The organism is Ruegeria sp. CDSB114 (assembly GCF_059611025.1).
This window is the reverse complement of record NZ_JBXWOT010000001.1, coordinates 1,262,993-1,279,862: the sequence shown is the minus strand read 5'-3', so window position 1 is coordinate 1,279,862 and position 16,870 is coordinate 1,262,993. Positions and strand designations below refer to the sequence as shown.

The 16,870-nt window shown below is 57.6% G+C and carries 13 protein-coding genes; 10 read left to right on the top strand and 3 right to left on the bottom strand.

The features are described from left to right. Window positions 1-45: 45 nt before the first annotated feature. The gene (locus AC2FIP_RS06300) at window positions 46-1,833 is read right to left on the bottom strand and encodes a sensor domain-containing diguanylate cyclase (RefSeq protein WP_496785583.1); all 1,788 of its coding nucleotides are present in this window, start codon (window positions 1,831-1,833) and stop codon (window positions 46-48) included. A gap of 181 nt (window positions 1,834-2,014) precedes the next feature. On the opposite strand from AC2FIP_RS06300, the gene AC2FIP_RS06295 reads away from it, so the two are divergent. After that, window positions 2,015-4,411: an ATP-dependent helicase gene (locus AC2FIP_RS06295; protein ID WP_496785582.1), complete on the top strand. Its 2,397-nt coding sequence runs from the start codon at window positions 2,015-2,017 to the stop codon at window positions 4,409-4,411. A gap of 394 nt (window positions 4,412-4,805) precedes the next feature. Here AC2FIP_RS06295 and AC2FIP_RS06290 read toward each other — a convergent pair whose 3' ends face one another. Beyond that, window positions 4,806-5,030 carry a DUF1127 domain-containing protein gene (locus tag AC2FIP_RS06290; RefSeq protein ID WP_142635057.1) on the bottom strand — a complete coding sequence of 75 codons (225 nt, stop codon included), beginning with the start codon at window positions 5,028-5,030 and terminating at the stop codon, window positions 4,806-4,808. A gap of 882 nt (window positions 5,031-5,912) precedes the next feature. Here AC2FIP_RS06290 and mraZ point away from each other — a divergent pair. The 9 genes from mraZ (at window position 5,913) to AC2FIP_RS06245 (ending at window position 15,591) form a co-directional block, all read left to right on the top strand. Further along, on the top strand, window positions 5,913-6,416 hold the full coding sequence (gene mraZ / locus AC2FIP_RS06285; protein WP_142635055.1) for a division/cell wall cluster transcriptional repressor MraZ: 504 nt from the start codon (window positions 5,913-5,915) through the stop codon (window positions 6,414-6,416). Window positions 6,417-6,420: 4 nt separating this feature from the next. Then, a complete protein-coding gene (rsmH, locus tag AC2FIP_RS06280) occupies window positions 6,421-7,413 on the top strand; it encodes a 16S rRNA (cytosine(1402)-N(4))-methyltransferase RsmH (RefSeq protein WP_496785808.1) in 993 nt (330 codons plus the stop codon). Then, complete coding sequence (ftsL, locus tag AC2FIP_RS06275) at window positions 7,410-7,778, top strand: cell division protein FtsL (RefSeq protein WP_496702076.1); 369 nt, start codon at window positions 7,410-7,412, stop codon at window positions 7,776-7,778. The genes rsmH and ftsL overlap by 4 nt, the downstream gene beginning before the upstream one ends. Continuing rightward, entirely contained in the window at window positions 7,775-9,562 is a 1,788-nt protein-coding gene (locus AC2FIP_RS06270; protein WP_496785580.1) for a peptidoglycan D,D-transpeptidase FtsI family protein, read from the top strand. The genes ftsL and AC2FIP_RS06270 overlap by 4 nt, the downstream gene beginning before the upstream one ends. 21 nt (window positions 9,563-9,583) lie before the next feature. Next, complete coding sequence (locus AC2FIP_RS06265; RefSeq protein WP_496785578.1) at window positions 9,584-11,065, top strand: UDP-N-acetylmuramoyl-L-alanyl-D-glutamate--2,6-diaminopimelate ligase; 1,482 nt, start codon at window positions 9,584-9,586, stop codon at window positions 11,063-11,065. After that, window positions 11,062-12,456 (top strand): UDP-N-acetylmuramoyl-tripeptide--D-alanyl-D-alanine ligase, encoded by a 1,395-nt coding sequence (locus tag AC2FIP_RS06260; RefSeq protein WP_496785574.1) that lies wholly within the window; start codon window positions 11,062-11,064, stop codon window positions 12,454-12,456. Before AC2FIP_RS06265 ends, AC2FIP_RS06260 begins: the two co-directional genes overlap by 4 nt. A gap of 24 nt (window positions 12,457-12,480) precedes the next feature. Next, window positions 12,481-13,563 (top strand): phospho-N-acetylmuramoyl-pentapeptide-transferase, encoded by a 1,083-nt coding sequence (gene mraY / locus AC2FIP_RS06255; protein WP_142635045.1) that lies wholly within the window; start codon window positions 12,481-12,483, stop codon window positions 13,561-13,563. Between the two features lie 147 nt (window positions 13,564-13,710). Further along, window positions 13,711-15,105: a UDP-N-acetylmuramoyl-L-alanine--D-glutamate ligase gene (murD, locus tag AC2FIP_RS06250; protein ID WP_496785572.1), complete on the top strand. Its 1,395-nt coding sequence runs from the start codon at window positions 13,711-13,713 to the stop codon at window positions 15,103-15,105. A 111-nt stretch (window positions 15,106-15,216) separates the two neighbouring features. After that, the gene (locus AC2FIP_RS06245) at window positions 15,217-15,591 is read left to right on the top strand and encodes a glycine zipper family protein (RefSeq protein WP_246097157.1); all 375 of its coding nucleotides are present in this window, start codon (window positions 15,217-15,219) and stop codon (window positions 15,589-15,591) included. Window positions 15,592-15,613: 22 nt separating this feature from the next. Here the strand turns inward: AC2FIP_RS06245 and AC2FIP_RS06240 are convergent, their stop codons facing one another. Continuing rightward, a complete protein-coding gene (locus AC2FIP_RS06240; protein WP_496690899.1) occupies window positions 15,614-16,795 on the bottom strand; it encodes a BaiN/RdsA family NAD(P)/FAD-dependent oxidoreductase in 1,182 nt (393 codons plus the stop codon). Window positions 16,796-16,870: the final 75 nt, after the last annotated feature.

The following is a 16,870-nucleotide window of genomic DNA, read 5'->3' as shown; positions in this document are numbered from 1 at the left end:
CAGGCGCCGGGTAACTGGAGTTTTTGCTAAGTATTAGCTAGAGCTTCACGCCGCCGCGACTGGGCCTGAAGTCCGAACCTTTTGGCCGTTGCTATCAGCGGACCCGGTTTCGGTTGGCGTTCCCTTGGCGACTTGCACCTGATTGCGACCCTTATCTTTTGCCGCATACAGCGCATCATCTGCGGCGCGCATCAATTCTTGTGGAATGGTGCCATGGGCCGGATAATGTGAAACGCCGACGGAAATCGTAATTCGAGGCAGCGACTTGTCGCCATATCGAACTGAAACCGCCTCAACCGACTGCCGCAATTTCTCGGCACGGCTGATCGCGTCATCCGGGGTGTTATCCGGCAAGATCAGCATGAATTCCTCACCACCGATGCGGCAGGCAATTTCATCCCGATCACAGCCCTGCTCCAATGCGGCACCGACCGCGCGCAAGACCATGTCGCCTGCATCATGGCCATGGGTATCGTTGAACTTTTTGAAGTGGTCCACATCAACGGCGATCAGGCTAAGCGGTACACCGGTCTGCTGACTGCGCGAAATGGATTTGCGTAGGGTTTCTGTCATATGGCGACGGTTGAAAAGCCCGGTTAGCGGATCGCGCACGGATTGGTCGTGCAGTTGATCGCGCATCCTGACATTCGCGATGGCCATGCTGATCTGTTCGGCACAGAGTTGCGCCAGCTTCCTGCTGACATGGAACTCTTCTTCGCGATCTTCAAGCGCGCGCAGATGCAGCAAGCCCACCGTTTCGCCATGTGCCAGAATCGGAAAGCAGAAATACGGACGCCCGTCATGCGGCTCTGCGTGTTCGCAGATGAAATCAATCTCGGAGGCGCCGAATTCATAGGTGCGACCCCGTCGCAAGCCCCAACACCCCTCAGGGTGGATATGTGCCTTATGGGTGCCGCCGTTCCAACTGGCGCAGCCATCAAGCACATCGCGCGAGTTCGAGTAGACGTAAACGCTGCCCTCTGCTTCGGGCAGGATATGGGTCATAAAACGTGAGACCATGTCGAACAGCTCATCCAGAGAACGGCTGGATTGCAGCCACTCGTTCAGCTCCCCTAGCAGCCGCACCTCACGCGCCAGCCGCAACTGGTCAGCCATCAGATCACGCTCTTTCTCGGATTGTTTGTGCAAAGAGCGCAGTTGCGCCCGGTTGGTCCTGTAGGTCACCAATGACACCATCGCCAGCGCCAACAGGGCCACACCGCTTAGAACGATCAGCGAAATTCTCAGCCGGGTTATGAAGGTCGCCCGCAAATCCGAGATATCGGTAAAAAACTCTATCGCACCGATGAAGCGACCGTTTTTTGTAACCGGCATAAATACTTTGACTATGTGATGCGCACTGGAGTTCTGAATGTTGCCTGTGTGCAAGTCCAGGCCGTCAATCTCGGATAGGGGCACAACCTCTTGTAAATAGTACACCATTCCCCGGGCAACATCGGCGCGAAAGAACGCGCTGTCTTCGCGCAGGCCGACCTCACCTTGACGAGTGGACCAGACCACGCGTCCACTCGTGTCGAACAACCTGAACCGGTAGACATCCGATGCTTCGGGCATCGACGTCAGAAACTCTGCATCATGCCCATCTATATGGCCGGTTCGCAGCGTTGTTTCGGGGTCTTCAAGGTGCAAAACAACCCTGCGTTTCCACAATTCTGACTGTTTGAGGATATCTGTCCGCAGCATCCGTTCCACCAAGGGCGAAGGAAGCCGATAGACACCCCAACCCGCACCAATGGCGAGGCTGATCAGCAATAGGGTGATCCCGGTCCATTTGAGTCGATGATTGATCGTCCCCCGCTCAGCCAATGCCATATCCATATGCTCCCAAACCTTTGAGCCAAGCATCTGACCTAAGGCTTTACAGAGAGTTAATGGCATCAGTCGAACACCGCTTCATTTGGTTAGAATTGAACGCAAGGAAAATCTTAAAAGCTTGTGAACAAGCCGTGAACAAAGCCTTTCCCTTTGCGCCCATCCGGCGTAGTTTGAGAGTATGAGCAGTTTTGACGAAATGGACGCCTTCGAGGGCGCATCGCTGTCGGCGCGGGCGATGCCTGCAGCTGAGCACTATGAATTGGATTATCTCAATCCCGACCAACGTGAGGCTGCTGAGAGGGTAAGCGGCCCCATCCTTATTTTGGCTGGGGCGGGTACCGGGAAAACCAGAACGCTGATGGCCCGAGTCACGTACCTCATCCGGAATCGTCTGGCACAACCAAACGAAGTGTTGGCCGTGACGTTCACCAATAAAGCTGCCAGAGACATGAAAAAACGAATGGAGGAGGATCCATACAAACTAAGGTACCCTTTACCTTGGATGGGCACTTTCCACTCAATTTGTGCACAATTGCTACGGCGTCATGCGGAACTCGTGGAGTTGAAGTCAAATTTTACAATTCTTGACAGCGACGACCAGCTGCGTTTGCTAAAGCAACTCATTCAGGCCGCGAACATTGATGAGAAACGTTGGCCACCACGCATGTTGGCTGGGCATATTGATGAGTGGAAAAACCGCGCATTAACGCCCGACAATATACCTGCGGGAGATGCTGGAGCTTACAATAGCAAGGGCATTGAACTTTACGCTCAATATCAGAATCGATTACGCGAACTGAATGCTGTAGATTTTGGTGATCTTCTGCTGCACATGATTAATATTCTGAGAACTCATCAGGACCTTCAGAAACAATATCAGCGCTGGTTCAAGTATATAGTCGTGGACGAGTACCAAGATACTAACGTCGCCCAGTACCTTTGGCTTCGCCTGCTAACTAATGACGATAGAAACATTTGCGTTGTCGGAGATGACGATCAGTCGATCTATGGCTGGCGTGGGGCCGAGGTCGACAACATTCTACGGTTCGAAAAAGATTTCCCCGGCACGCACGTGGTGCGGCTGGAACAGAACTACCGCTCGACCCCGCATATTCTGGCGGCGGCATCGAATGTGATCCGAGGCAATGAAAGTCGGTTGGGCAAAGAGCTTTGGACCGACAGAGAAGAGGGTGAAAAGGTTCGCCTGATTGGACATTGGGATGGTGAGGAAGAGGCGCGTTGGATCGGAGAAGAGATCGACGCGATGCAGAGCGGGACGCGTGGCGTGCGCCCGATGAACTTGGACGAAATGGCTATCCTCGTGCGCGCCTCGCACCAGATGCGCGCGTTCGAGGATCGGTTCCTGACCATCGGTCTGCCCTACAAGGTGATTGGCGGGCCGCGGTTTTATGAGCGGATGGAGATTCGCGATGCCATGGCCTATTTCCGGTTGGTGGTCAGCCCCGAGGATGATCTGGCGTTCGAGAGGATCGTGAACACGCCCAAGCGCGGCCTTGGTGACAAGGCGCAGCAGACCATTCAGGTGGTGGCGCGTGAAAACGGAGTGTCTCTGGTCGAGGGCGCGCGGATCGTAGTCGAGCAGGGGTTGATCAAGGGCAAGGGCGGCAAAGCGCTGCGCGAATTGATCGACGGGCTGGCTCGGTGGAATGCGATGACACGCGGACCACGTATCGAAGTGGATGATGACACCGTCATTGATGACGGGGTGTCTCCGATCCGCTATGGCGCGCCCGAGCACACGCATATCGAACTGGCGCAGATCGTGCTGGATGAATCCGGCTATACCGCCCATTGGCAGAATGAGAAAACGCCCGAGGCGCCGGGGCGGCTGGAAAACCTCAAGGAACTGGTCAACCAGTTGGACAATTTCGAGAACCTGCAGGGGTTTTTGGAACATGTCAGCCTGGTCATGGACAATGAAAAGGAAACGGACGGGGCAAAGGTCTCGATCATGACTCTGCATGCGGCCAAGGGGCTGGAGTTTCCCGCCGTGTTCCTGCCGGGTTGGGAGGACGGGTTGTTCCCGTCGCAGCGGTCGATGGACGAGACCGGAATCAAGGGGCTCGAAGAGGAACGGCGTCTAGCCTATGTGGGCATCACCCGTGCCGAAGAGGTCTGTACGATTTCCTTTGCTGCCAACCGCCGGGTGTTCGGGCAATGGCAGAATTCGATGCCATCACGGTTTATTGACGAACTGCCCGAGGAGCATGTCGAGGTTCTGACGCCTCCGGGGCTCTATGGCGGGGGGCAGCCGTCGGCCGGGATCGAAACCCGCGCGGCTGAGGCAAATGTCTATAACTCACCCGGCTGGAAACGGCTGCAGGCGCGGCAGGGACAATATGGCATGTCGCAACCGCGCGAAACCCGCAACACGGTGATCGACGCAACCGCGGTGGCAAGTTTCACACTGGGTGAACGGGTGTTTCACAAGAAATTCGGCTATGGCGCAGTGGAGGGCATCGAGGGCGACAAGGTTGAGGTCGCGTTCGACAAGGCGGGCACCAAGAAGGTTGTTGCCCAGTATCTTTTTCCGAAGGACGACGTTCCGCTTTAACCAAAAGGAATGCGCCTGACGGCGCATGCTCAATGTTTTGAAAGGCGCCTGTGTGGGCGCCATTTTCTTTGGGGGAAACGAAAAACGGCGGTTCCCAGGGAGGAGGAAGGAAACCGCCGTTCTTTTGAACACCAAGGCAGGGAGGAGGAGAGCCCCGATGTATCCTAACCCGGGTTTGATCCCGGTATGAGGAAGACGCGGCGACGTCAGGGAGGAGGAGAGACGTCGCCGCGTACTTTCAACATCAGGGCAGGGAGGAGGAGAGCCCCGATGTATCTGCTTCCGGCGTTCAGGGCCGGTATAAAAGGCGGCAACGTCAGGGAGGAGGAGAGACGTTGCCGCAGATTACAGACCCAAGGGAGGAGTAGGGTCTGATCTCTGTATTGCTGTGCGCTTAACGCGCGAATTGTTCTTCTGCGGCCTGCATTGCCAGCCGACGGATCATTGAGCGGTGCAGGCCCAGGTCGGCCAACTCGCGATCGGACAGCTCGGACAGTTCGTTAACCGTCTGGCGGTAGGCCCGATAGCGTGCAAACCGGGTCTTTGCGGTTTCGATCATCGAAGCCAGGCCGAATGCCGGAGCGCTTCTCAGAGCGGTTTGTTGTGTTGCTACACCCATCTGCGTAACCCGTTTCGTATGTTGGTGCCGAAGTGTTTCGGCGTTTGCTTGAGGATGAAAATAAGCAAATGCTGCGATTGCACAATAGTTGACGTCGTCAATGCTGCTATGCAGCAAATGCATGGATATCAAAGAGTTGAATGTTGGCAATCGAATATGCCTTAAAAATATGGGTTTGAGTTGCGCCAAGGGTGTCGCTTCTAATGCGGTTCCACTGAAAACCATAGGATCGTGACGTGAGGTCCGATTGCTTCGGTACGGTTATCGAAGAAGCTGAATGGCTGTGGTCGTGCGTATATGGGAAATCGTGGGTTCAGGTGGTTTTTAGTAACTTGGGAGTGCGTGGGAACCCAGCCACCTTTGTTGATTCGTAGTTTGGAATGGAGGATTTGCTGGCTCTATCTACAGGGAATCGATGAAAGTGAAGAAATGTTGGGAATTCATGGGACGCTTATAATTTCTCTGATTTGTCTATATATGGTTGCATTGAGGTGGCTGTATTCTAATTCTGGTGTGTAAATAGAGTTTCCATTCATTTTCTTATCGAGTACATTGTGAGTTGGGACGTGAGTGTGAGAAATTTTCTATTGATTTCCATGAATTCCCATGCCATCCCTTGGTTATCCGATGAGGACGAGGCACATGGGGCGCTAAACGACCCCGAACCAATAAAATCAGGTTTCATACAGGCATCTCGCTTTCATCAATCAAGAGATCCGGCGCGCGGGCGAGCAGACATCCCCCCAGGTGGCGCGCGCAGCTGGACATCCCGCAAAGCGGGTCAATGCGGCGGGTTGATCAGTGGCAGCAGATCAACCCGCCGTTTTAATTCTGGGGGGAGTGAGAATTTCAAGTGGGGCGCAAGCGAAAGGGACAGTCGTCTTGGCGCGCAGGTTTAGAGGTGAAAGCCACCATAAGGTGGACACGAAGGGCAGGGTCTCGATCCCGGCCTCGTTTCGCCGTGTGCTTGAGGCTTCTGACCCCAACTGGCAGCCCGGTGACAATCCCGAACTTGTAATTGTTTATGGCGACCACCGGCGCAAATTCCTTGAATGCTATACCATGCAGGCGATTGACGAAGTTGACGCCAAGATTGATGCGCTTCCACGGGGTTCAATGCAGCGGAAGACACTGCAGCGCATGTTCCACGGACAATCCTTTCCGACAAACGTGGATGAGACCGGGCGTCTGGTTCTACCCGCCAAGCTGCGCAGCAAGATTGACTTAGAGGGTGAAGCCTTCTTTATTGCCGCTGGCGACACGTTCCAGATCTGGAAGCCTGAAACCTACGAGTCTGATGAATTGGCGGCGGCCGAAGAATGGCTGGATGATCAGCCCGAAGATTTTGACCCTCTGGTGTTCCTAGATGGCGTCGGGGACGCGTGACGGCATGGCCGGTGCGCAACCCTCTTCTGGCAAACCACATATTCCGGTATTATTGCGCCCTTTGCTGGCTGCGGTCTCTCCGGTGTCGGGTGTTTGGTTGGACGGAACCTTTGGTGCCGGGGGATATACCCGTGGCCTGCTCGAGGCAGGCGCGGACAAGGTCGTCGGCGTTGATCGTGATCCGCTGGCCTTTGAAATGGCCGCGGACTGGGCCAAGGGCTATGGCGATCGGCTGGTGATGCAGCCCGGCGTCTTTTCGCGTCTGGACGAATACGCGCAGGACTTGGACGGGGTGGTGCTGGACCTTGGGGTTTCCTCCATGCAGCTGGATTTGGCCGAGCGTGGCTTTTCCTTTATGAAGGACGGCCCGCTGGACATGCGTATGAGCCAGGACGGCGAAAGCGCGGCTGATCTGGTCAACACAGCAAGCGAAGCGCAGCTGGCCGACATCCTGTTTCACTATGGTGAAGAACGCGCCAGCAGGCGTATTGCCAAAGCGATTGTCAAGGCGCGGGCGGAAGAGCCGATCACAACCACTTTGCGGTTGGTGGGGCTTATCGAATCCTGTCTGCCCAGGCCCAAACCCGGACAATCGCATCCCGCGACACGCAGCTTTCAGGGGCTGCGCATCGCGGTAAATGCAGAATATGAAGAATTGTTCCAGGGCCTGATGGCCGCTGAGCGCGCGCTGAAACCTGGCGGGCAGCTGGCTGTTGTGACTTTTCATTCGATCGAAGACCGCATGGTCAAGCGGTTCTTTCAGTCGCGGGCGGGCAAAACAGGTCGGGCAAATCGCTATGCGCCCGAAATTGCGCAGGACCAGCCGCAATTTACGCTCAAAACCCGTAAGGCAGTGGGGCCGGACGAGCAGGAATTACAAGAAAATCCGCGTTCGCGCTCAGCCAAGCTGCGTGTCGCTGTGCGCACCGAGGCTCCGGCGGGGGAAATTGAAGCTCGCGCCATTGGGATGCCGCAACTAGGGGGAAGGGCAAAATGAAGAGTGTATTGTATGTGTTGACTGCCTTGGCCGTGTTCGGGGTGGCCCTTTGGGCGTATCAAGAGAACTACCGCACCCAGCAAGTTGTGAAAAAAACGCAAACACTGCAACGAGAGATCGGCGTGGCGCAGGTCCGACTGGCCGTTCTGAATGCGGAATGGGCTTATTTGAACCGTCCTGATCGTCTTCGAGAGCTGGCGGATCTGAATTTTGAACGTCTCGGCCTGCTGCCCTTGCGAGCAGAGCAGTTCGGACGCGCGGATCAGGTTGCCTACGCCGAGGATCCGGATCTTCCGATTGTCGATCCCATCGAATTGCAGGCGATAACCAACATTAAGGCGTTGGGAGAGGTGCAGTTCCCATGACGCGCACGCCCCTCCGCCCTCTGGCCCGTGTCCTGGATGCGCGCGCACGCGGTGAAAACCCCAAGGTTATCGAGCGCGAAAACATCCAGAAGCGCCATGAAGATATGAAGGACAGGGCCCGCGCTCGGGCCGAGGGCCGTTTGCTGGTGCTGGGTCTTTTCTTCTTTTGCGCCTTCTCGGTGGTTGGTGTTCGGATGGGGATGCTTGCGACATCCGAGGCGCAAGAGCCCTTGGCCAACGCCCCCGGTGCCACAATCGCGATGCAGCGCGCCAATATTGTTGACCGCGAAGGGCGCATTCTGGCCACCAACCTGGACACCTATTCCGTCTATGCCCAGCCGCCGTTGATGATCGACCCGATTGCCGCCGCGGATCAACTGGTGGCAATCTTCCCGGATTTGGAAAAAGACCGTCTGATCAAGGATTTCACCGGCAACCGCAAGTTCCTGTGGATCAAAAAGCGTATCTCGCCCGAGCAGAAGCAAGCCGTGCATGACATCGGTGATCCAGGTATTCTGTTTGGCCCCCGCGAAATGCGCCTTTACCCGAATGGCAAGCTGGCAGCACATATCCTTGGCGGGTCAGGTTTTGGGCGTGAAGGCGTGAGCGCTGCCGAGGTGATAGGCGTGGCCGGGATTGAAAAGCAATTCGACGATTATCTGCGGGACCCCGCCAACGGAAACAAGCCGCTGCAACTCTCGCTGGATCTGACCGTACAGGCCGCTGTCGAGCAGGTGCTTTTTGGTGGCATGAAGATCATGAACGCCAAAGGCGCCTCAGCCGTTTTGATGGATGCGCATACGGGCGAGGTCATCTCGGCGGCGTCGCTGCCATCCTTTGATCCCAATGATCGCCCGCGCCCCCCGACGTCGGGGTTCGATCCATCGGACAGCCCTTTGTTCAACCGCTATGTGCAGGGCGTTTACGAGCTGGGATCGGTGTTCAAGATATTCACCGCCGCGCAGGCAATTCAGCTTGGTCTGGTGAATTCTGAAACGATCATCGACACCTCGGGTCCGATGAAAATCGGTCGTTTTCCGATTGGTGAGTTCAACGGCAAGAATTACGGCAAGATCAGCGTGGCGGATGTGATCGTCCACAGCTCGAACCGGGGGACCGGGCGTCTGGCGCTGCAGATCGGTTCGCAGCGGCAACAGGAATTCCTGCGTTCGCTGGGCATGTTCGAACCGACCCCGTTTGAGATTGTCGAAGCCAAAGGCGGCGAACCGCTCAGGCCCAAAAAATGGGGCGAGCTGAGCACCGTGACCATTTCCTATGGCCATGGCCTGTCGACCAGCCCGATGCATCTGGCGGCGGGATATGCGGCGATTGCCAATGGCGGATATTATGTCAGCCCGACCATTTTGCGCCGGAGCGGGTCACAATATGGCCCGCGCGTGATGTCTCTGGGGGCGGCGACGCAGGCGCAGAAGATGCTGCGCAAGGTTGTCACCGATGGCACCGCCAGCTTTGGCGATGTCGTCGGCTATGACGTGGCAGGTAAAACCGGTACGGCAGACAAACCGAAACCGCGCGGTGGGTACTATGATGACAAAGTCATCGCCACTTTTGCGACGATCTTCCCGGCCTATGATCCGAAATACGTGCTGATCGTCACTCTGGATGAACCTTCCATCGTGGCCTATGGCGAAAAACGCCGTACAGCAGGGTGGACAGCCGTACCTGTGGCTGCGGAGCTGATCGGGCGTGTCGCGCCCTTGTTGGGATTGCGCCCCCGGCTTGAGCCTGAGGCGCGCGCTGCTATAACGCTGACCTCGAATTAGGCGTCCGGCGAAAGGTGGGTCATGGGCACTAGGACTAAGAAACTCAGCCAACTGGCCCTGACCGCACGTGCGGGTGCAAACCCTGAGATTACCGGGTTGGCCGTTGATAGCCGCGAGGTCAAAGACGGTTATCTGTTTGCGGCACTTCCGGGAACGCGGGTCCATGGCGCAGAGTTCATTCAATATGCTCTGCGCATGGGGGCCGCCGCAATCCTCACCGATGCCGAAGGGGCCGAGGTCGCAGCGGATGTGCTTGCGGGGACGGATGCCGCGCTGGTGGTGGTTGAAGACCCAAGGCAGGCGCTGGCAGGATGCGCAGCACTGTGGTTCGGAAAGCAGCCTCAGACCATCGTGGCTGTGACGGGGACCAATGGTAAAACCTCTGTCGCGACCTTTGTCCGCCAAATCTGGATGGAACTGGGTCATGCCGCCGTCAACCTGGGCACAACCGGGGTCGAAGGCGCATGGACGGCCCCTTTGGCGCATACAACGCCCGAACCGATCACCCTGCATCGGTGTTTGGCCGAAGCGGCTGAGAACGGTGTGACACATGCCGCGATGGAGGCATCCTCGCATGGTCTCGAGCAGCGCCGCCTCGACGGGGTACAGTTGGCGGCAGCGGGTTTCTCGAATTTCACCCAGGATCATCTGGATTATCACGAAACCTTCGAGGCGTATTTTGCCGCCAAAGCAGGACTTTTCGACCGCGTGTTGCCTCAGGACGGCACGGTTGTGGTCAACATGAGCGATCCAAAGGGTGGGCAGGTTCGTCGTATCGCTGAAACCCGCGGGCAAAATGTGCTGACCGTTGGATTGGGTGATGCAGATCTGTGTCTGCTCAATCAGCGCTTTGATGCAACCGGGCAGGATCTGCGGTTTTCGTGGCAGGGTAGGGTATATCAGACCCGATTGAACCTGATCGGTGGGTTCCAGGCTGAAAACATCCTGCTGGCATGTGGGCTGGTGATCGCTGGTGGCGAAGATCCCACGCGTGTTTTCGAGACCCTGCCGCATCTGACGACGGTCCGGGGACGGATGCAACTGGCTGCGACGCGTGAAAACGGGGCTGCTGTGTTTGTCGATTACGCCCATACGCCAGATGCTGTGGCCACGGCACTCAAGGCTTTGCGCCCTCATGTTATGGGCCGGCTGATCGCCGTCATCGGTGCCGGCGGAGATCGTGATGCGACCAAGCGCCCGCTGATGGGCAAGGCTGCGGCCAATAACGCTGATGTGGTATTTGTCACCGACGACAATCCCCGAACCGAAGACCCAGCTGCCATTCGTACTGCGGTGATGCTGGGCGCGCCCGAGGCAACCGAAGTGGGTGATCGTGCCGAAGCCATCCTGCGCGGCATAGATGCCCTGCAACCGGGTGATGCGCTGCTGATCGCTGGTAAAGGGCACGAGACAGGCCAGATCGTGGGCGATCAGGTTTTACCTTTCGACGACGTAGAACAGGCCAGCATCAGCGTGGCCGCCCTCGACGGGAGGGTGGCATGACGCTCTGGACTGCGGCCGAGGCCGCTGCGGCCACGGGTGGGCGTGCCACTGCTGATTGGCAAATCAATGGCGTATCCATCGACACCCGGACACTGCAGTCCGGCGACTTGTTTGTTGCTCTCAAAGCGGCACGCGACGGCCACGATTTTGTGGCGCAAGCGCTTGAGAAGGGCGCAGGCGCGGCGCTGGTCTCGCAGATACCCGAAGGCGTTTCCCCGGACGCGCCGTTACTGATCGTCGAGGACGTGCAGACCGGGCTTGAGGCGCTGGGGCAGGCGGCCCGCGCGCGGACAGAGGCGCGCGTGATTGGCGTGACCGGCAGCGTCGGCAAGACATCGACCAAAGAAATGCTGGTCAATATTCTGGAAACGCAGGGGAAAACCCATGCCAGCGTTGCCAGTTACAACAACCATTGGGGTGTGCCGCTGACGCTTGCCCGGATGCCGCGCGACACTGAATTTGCCGTGATAGAAATCGGGATGAACCACCCCGGAGAGATTGCTCCGCTGGCGCGTCAGGCCCGCCCGCATGTGGCCTTGGTTACCACCGTCGCGGCAGTCCATCTGGAAGCATTCGAGTCCGTCGCAGGTATAGCGAAAGAGAAAGCCGCGATATTCGAAGGGTTGGTCCCGGGCGGTGCGGCCATCGTGAATGCGGATATCGAACACGCCGACATCCTGCGCCAATACGCAGATGAGGCCGGAGCAGGGATCGTCGATTTTGGGCGCGCTGCGTCAGATTACGTGCTGACCGATGTTGCGCAGAAACCGGACTCGGTCCATGCAACGGCCAGGGTCGACGGAAAAGCCATCTCCTTTGATGTGCAATCAGCAGGCACTCATTTTGTCATGAATGCACTTGGGGCATTGGCGGCCTGCGTTGAACTTGGTGTCGACCTGAACGAAGCCATCGCAGGCTTGGGCAACTGGTTGCCGGTAAAAGGTCGCGGCGTTCGCGAGCAGATTTCACTGGCGGATGGTGGTCAGGTCGAATTGCTGGACGACAGCTATAACGCCAATCCAACTTCGATGGAGGCTGCCTTGGAAGTTTTGGCCGCCTCACAGGGCAGGCGCCGGATCGCGTTTCTGGGTGATATGAAAGAGCTGGGCGCGCAAGAGATCCCCATGCATGCAGCGATGGCGAATGTCGCGGCTATGACGCAGATGGATCAGGTTCACTGCATTGGCCCGCTTATGAAAGCGCTTTACGATGCGTTGCCAGCGGAAAAGCGCGGACTTTGGTTTGAGACCAGCGTTGAGATGGCTGAACGGCTGCCAGAGCTGATCTGCGCAGGCGACACTGTTCTGGCCAAAGGATCACTCAGCATGGCGCTGGCGCGAATTGTTGACGGTTTGCGGGAAATGGGGCAAGGGGACGCGCTTGAGCCATGATCGCCGCACGGGAAAGGTATTGATATGCTCTATTGGTTGACCGGCCTGTCGGACGGAGGGGATTTTTTCAATCTCTTCCGGTACATCACGTTCCGGGCGGGCGGTGCCTTTATGACAGCGCTGATTTTCGGGTTTATCTTTGGCAAACCGCTGATCAATGTTCTGCGCCGCAAGCAGGGCAAAGGGCAACCGATCCGGGATGATGGCCCCGAGGGACACTTTTCCAAGGCGGGCACGCCGACCATGGGCGGCTTGCTGATCGTGGGCGCGCTTGTCACATCGACACTGGTTTGGGCACGGTGGGATAACCCTTATGTCTGGATGGTCTTATTCGTGACGCTGGCCTATGCCGCCATTGGGTTTGCAGATGACTATGCCAAAGTATCCAAGCAAAACACCAAAGGTGTTTCGGGGAAAATGCGGTTGGGACTTGGGGTGATTATCGCGGTTCTGGCGTCTATTTGGGCCACGATGCACCACCCTGAGGCGCTGCAGAATCAGCTTGCTGTGCCGGTATTCAAAGACACGCTGCTCAATCTGGGGATATTCTACATTCCCTTCGCGATCGTCGTGATCGTTGGGTCAGCAAATGCGGTGAACCTGACAGACGGGCTGGACGGGCTGGCGATCATGCCCGCAATGATCGCCGCATCGACCTTGGGGATTATCGCCTATGCGGTGGGCCGGGTCGACTTTACCGAGTATCTGGATGTGCATTACGTGCCCGGAACCGGCGAAATCTTCATTTTCACTTCGGCCCTGTTCGGTGCTGGCCTTGGGTTTCTATGGTACAACGCGCCGCCTGCTGCCGTGTTCATGGGCGATACTGGATCGCTTGCCTTGGGCGGCGCTTTGGGAGCGATTGCGGTGGCCACCAAACACGAATTGGTGTTGGCTGTCGTCGGAGGTCTGTTCGTGGTCGAAGCGCTGAGCGTGATCATCCAAGTGCTGTATTTCAAACGCACAGGACGCCGCGTGTTCCTGATGGCACCGATCCATCATCACTATGAGAAAAAGGGCTGGGCAGAGCCCACAATCGTGATCCGTTTCTGGATCATCTCTCTGATCCTGGCGATGATTGGGCTTGCGACGCTGAAGGTCCGGTAGGCTCCCGCTAGGTTCGGAGGACAGCCGGCCCGCCGCCTCCTGTTGGGCCGGGCTCGCGCTGCGCACGAACCTGCTGTCGATCTTGCCAATGGCAGGTTCATCTGTGCAGTGTGTCGGCGCATTTGAAGTCGAAAGAAGGTGGGAAATATGATCCCGGTCAAAGGGTTTTCAAGACAGAAAGTTGCGGTTCTGGGGCTGGGTCGGTCTGGCCTGACCACGGCGCGCGCCTTACGGGCCGGTAAGGCAGAACCCGTCTGCTGGGATGACAACCCGGCTGCACGTGCGGCGGCCGAAGCCGAAGGGTTCACATGTCAGGATCTGGGGCGCCAGGGGGCGTTTGATGAGGTTGCCTGTCTGATTGTCTCGCCCGGGATACCCCATCTCTACCCATCGCCGAACCCTGTGGTGGCGGCCGCGCTTGAGGCCGGGGTACCGGTGGATAACGATATCGGTTTGTTTTTCCGCTCATTTGCCGGGCCGGAATGGGACAATCTCGATACTCCGCCCCGCGTGGTTGCGGTGACCGGGTCGAACGGGAAATCGACCACCGCCGCCCTTATCCATCATATCCTGACCGAAGCTGGCCGTGAGGCGCAGCTGGCGGGGAATATCGGCCGAGGCGTTTTGGACATTGATCCAGGGGGCAATGGCTCGGTCGTGGTGTTGGAGTTGTCGAGCTATCAGACAGAGCTTGCGCGGTCGCTGACACCTGATGTGGCCGTTTTCACCAACCTTTCGCCGGATCATCTGGATCGTCACGGCGGCACGGGGGGCTATTTCGCCGCCAAGCGCCGTCTGTTTGCCGAAGGTGGCCCTGACCGGGCCGTGATCGGTGTGGATGAGGACGAAGGCGCCTTTCTGGCCGGTCAACTGGCCGAAGCGCCAACGGATGACCGGGTGATCCGTATCTCGGTTGCCCGCAAGTTGACCGGACCCGGATGGCAGGTATTCGCGCGCAAAGGGTTCCTGTCGGAATATCGCAAGGGGCGACAGGCGGGGTCGATTGACCTGCGCGAGATCAAAGGTCTGCCCGGTGCACATAATCACCAGAATGCCTGTGCCGCCTACGCCACGTGCCGCGCGTTGGGGTTGGCCCCTCGGATCATTCAGGATGCGTTGCACAGCTATCCGGGCCTGCCGCATCGCAGTCAGATCATCGCCGAAGCGGATGGGGTCACCTATGTAAACGATTCAAAGGCGACCAATGTCGACAGCGCAGTAAAGGCGTTGAACGCGTTCAAGAAGGTCCGCTGGATCTGTGGCGGGCTTGAGAAAGAGGGCGGGTTGTCTGCACTCAACTCAGCCAGTGAACATGTGCTCAAGGCTTATGTGATCGGGCGCGAAGCTGCCGGATTTGCAATGCAGTTACATGCAGATACCCTGGTTTGCACCACAATGGCAGAAGCCGTTGAACAGGCAATGAACGACGCGCAGTCGGGCGAGACGATTTTGCTGGCCCCTGCCGCAGCCAGTTTTGATCAATATGACAATTTCGAACAACGCGGTGAGGATTTTGCAGAACAGGTTCGTAAACGGCTTTAGGACACGCCATTTGCAATAGATCGCCGGTTGGGCCAAGCTGAGATGCTATCAGCTTGACGCGCCATATTTTTTGGTTTTGCTACCCGTCAAATTCAACACGAGGTTATGACTATGCCATATCGTAAGTTTTCCCTGATCCTGCCTGCCATTCTGATTGCGGGTGCCTGCACCAACACTGGCGCAAACTACCAGCCGATCATCGATGGTCCGGTTGGCCCTAATTACAACGTTGATCTGCAGCAGTGCCAACAGCTTGCGGCATCGCAGGCATCTGTTGATGGCACCACGGCCGGGAATGCAGCCATCGGCGCCGTTGGCGCAGCCGCAGTGACCGGGATCGTACAGGACAGCAGCGATAATCTGGGCCGTGCTGCAGTTGCAGGTGCGTTGGTTGGCGCCGGTGCGGATGTGATCAACAAGAACCAGAACAAAGAAGTGTTGGTGCGTAACTGCATGCGTGGCCGTGGGTACAACGTCGTCGGCTAGTGCCGCGCAAATACCGTGTCGGCTAACCACGACTGGCGATTGCAGTTCCAGCGGCATGGCCTGAGGACCATGCCCATTGGAAATTGTACCCGCCCAGCCAACCGGTGACATCCACCGCTTCACCTATCGCATAGAGGCCGGGGACATCCCTGGCCTCCATCGTTTTTGACGACAGATCATCGGTGTCGATGCCGCCCAGCGTGACCTCGGCGGTGCGATAGCCTTCGGTCCCGGACGGGGTCAGATGCCAGTTCGACAGGGCCTCGACCAGGTCCGAAAGGGCGGTGTCCGATTGGTCGGCCAAATTGCCTTGCATGGGAATGTGTTGGCTCAGGAAATCGACCAATCGCGCGGGTAACTGCCGGGAAAGTTCAGTAGTCAGGGCTTTGCGTCCGCTGTTTTGGCGCTGATCTCGCAGCAGGTCGAACAGTGGCATATCCTGGATCAGGTTGACCCGGATCGCCTCACCCTCGCGCCAGTATGAGGATAGTTGCAGCGCAGCTGGTCCGCTGAGGCCGCGATGGGTGAAAAGCAAAGCCTCGTCAAAGCTGGTCCGGTCGTTCGACAGCCGCGTCGGCAGCGAGACACCGGACAGGTCCTTGAATCTGCCGTCGGTAAAGGTGAACGGCACCAGAGCCGCGCGTGTCTCGGTCATCCGCAATCCAAACTGGTGTGCGATGTCATAAGCCAGACCCGTCGCCCCCATTTTAGGGATCGACTTGCCACCCGTGGCCAGAACCAGATTGGTGCAGGTCAGGGCATGACGCTGTCCCTCGCGTTCAACCGTCAGCGCGAAACCAGTGTCGGTTTTGCACAGGTCCTTCATCTCGGTCCTTACCCACAGCTCGGCCCCGGCGCGCTCTATTTCATCCAGCAACATTTGGATGATCTGTTTCGAGGAACCGTCGCAGAACAGCTGTCCCAGTGTTTTCTCGTGCCAAGCGATGTCATGACGCCCGACCATTTCAATGAAATCCCACTGCGTGTAGCGCGCCAATGCGGACTTACAGAAATGCGGGTTCTGAGACAGGAAGTTGCCCGGCCCCGCGTACATATTGGTGAAATTACACCGCCCGCCGCCCGAGATGCGGATTTTCTCACCCGGCGCCTTCGCGTGGTCGATCACCAGAACGCGCCCAACGCAATGGGCGGCACACATCAAGCCAGCAGCACCGGCGCCCAGGATGATCGTATCATAAGTCATGCGCGGGGGATGGCGTGGAATGGCTGGGATGGCAAGGGGGAGACGTAAACACGCGCTGCAATCGTCCGTCCGTGA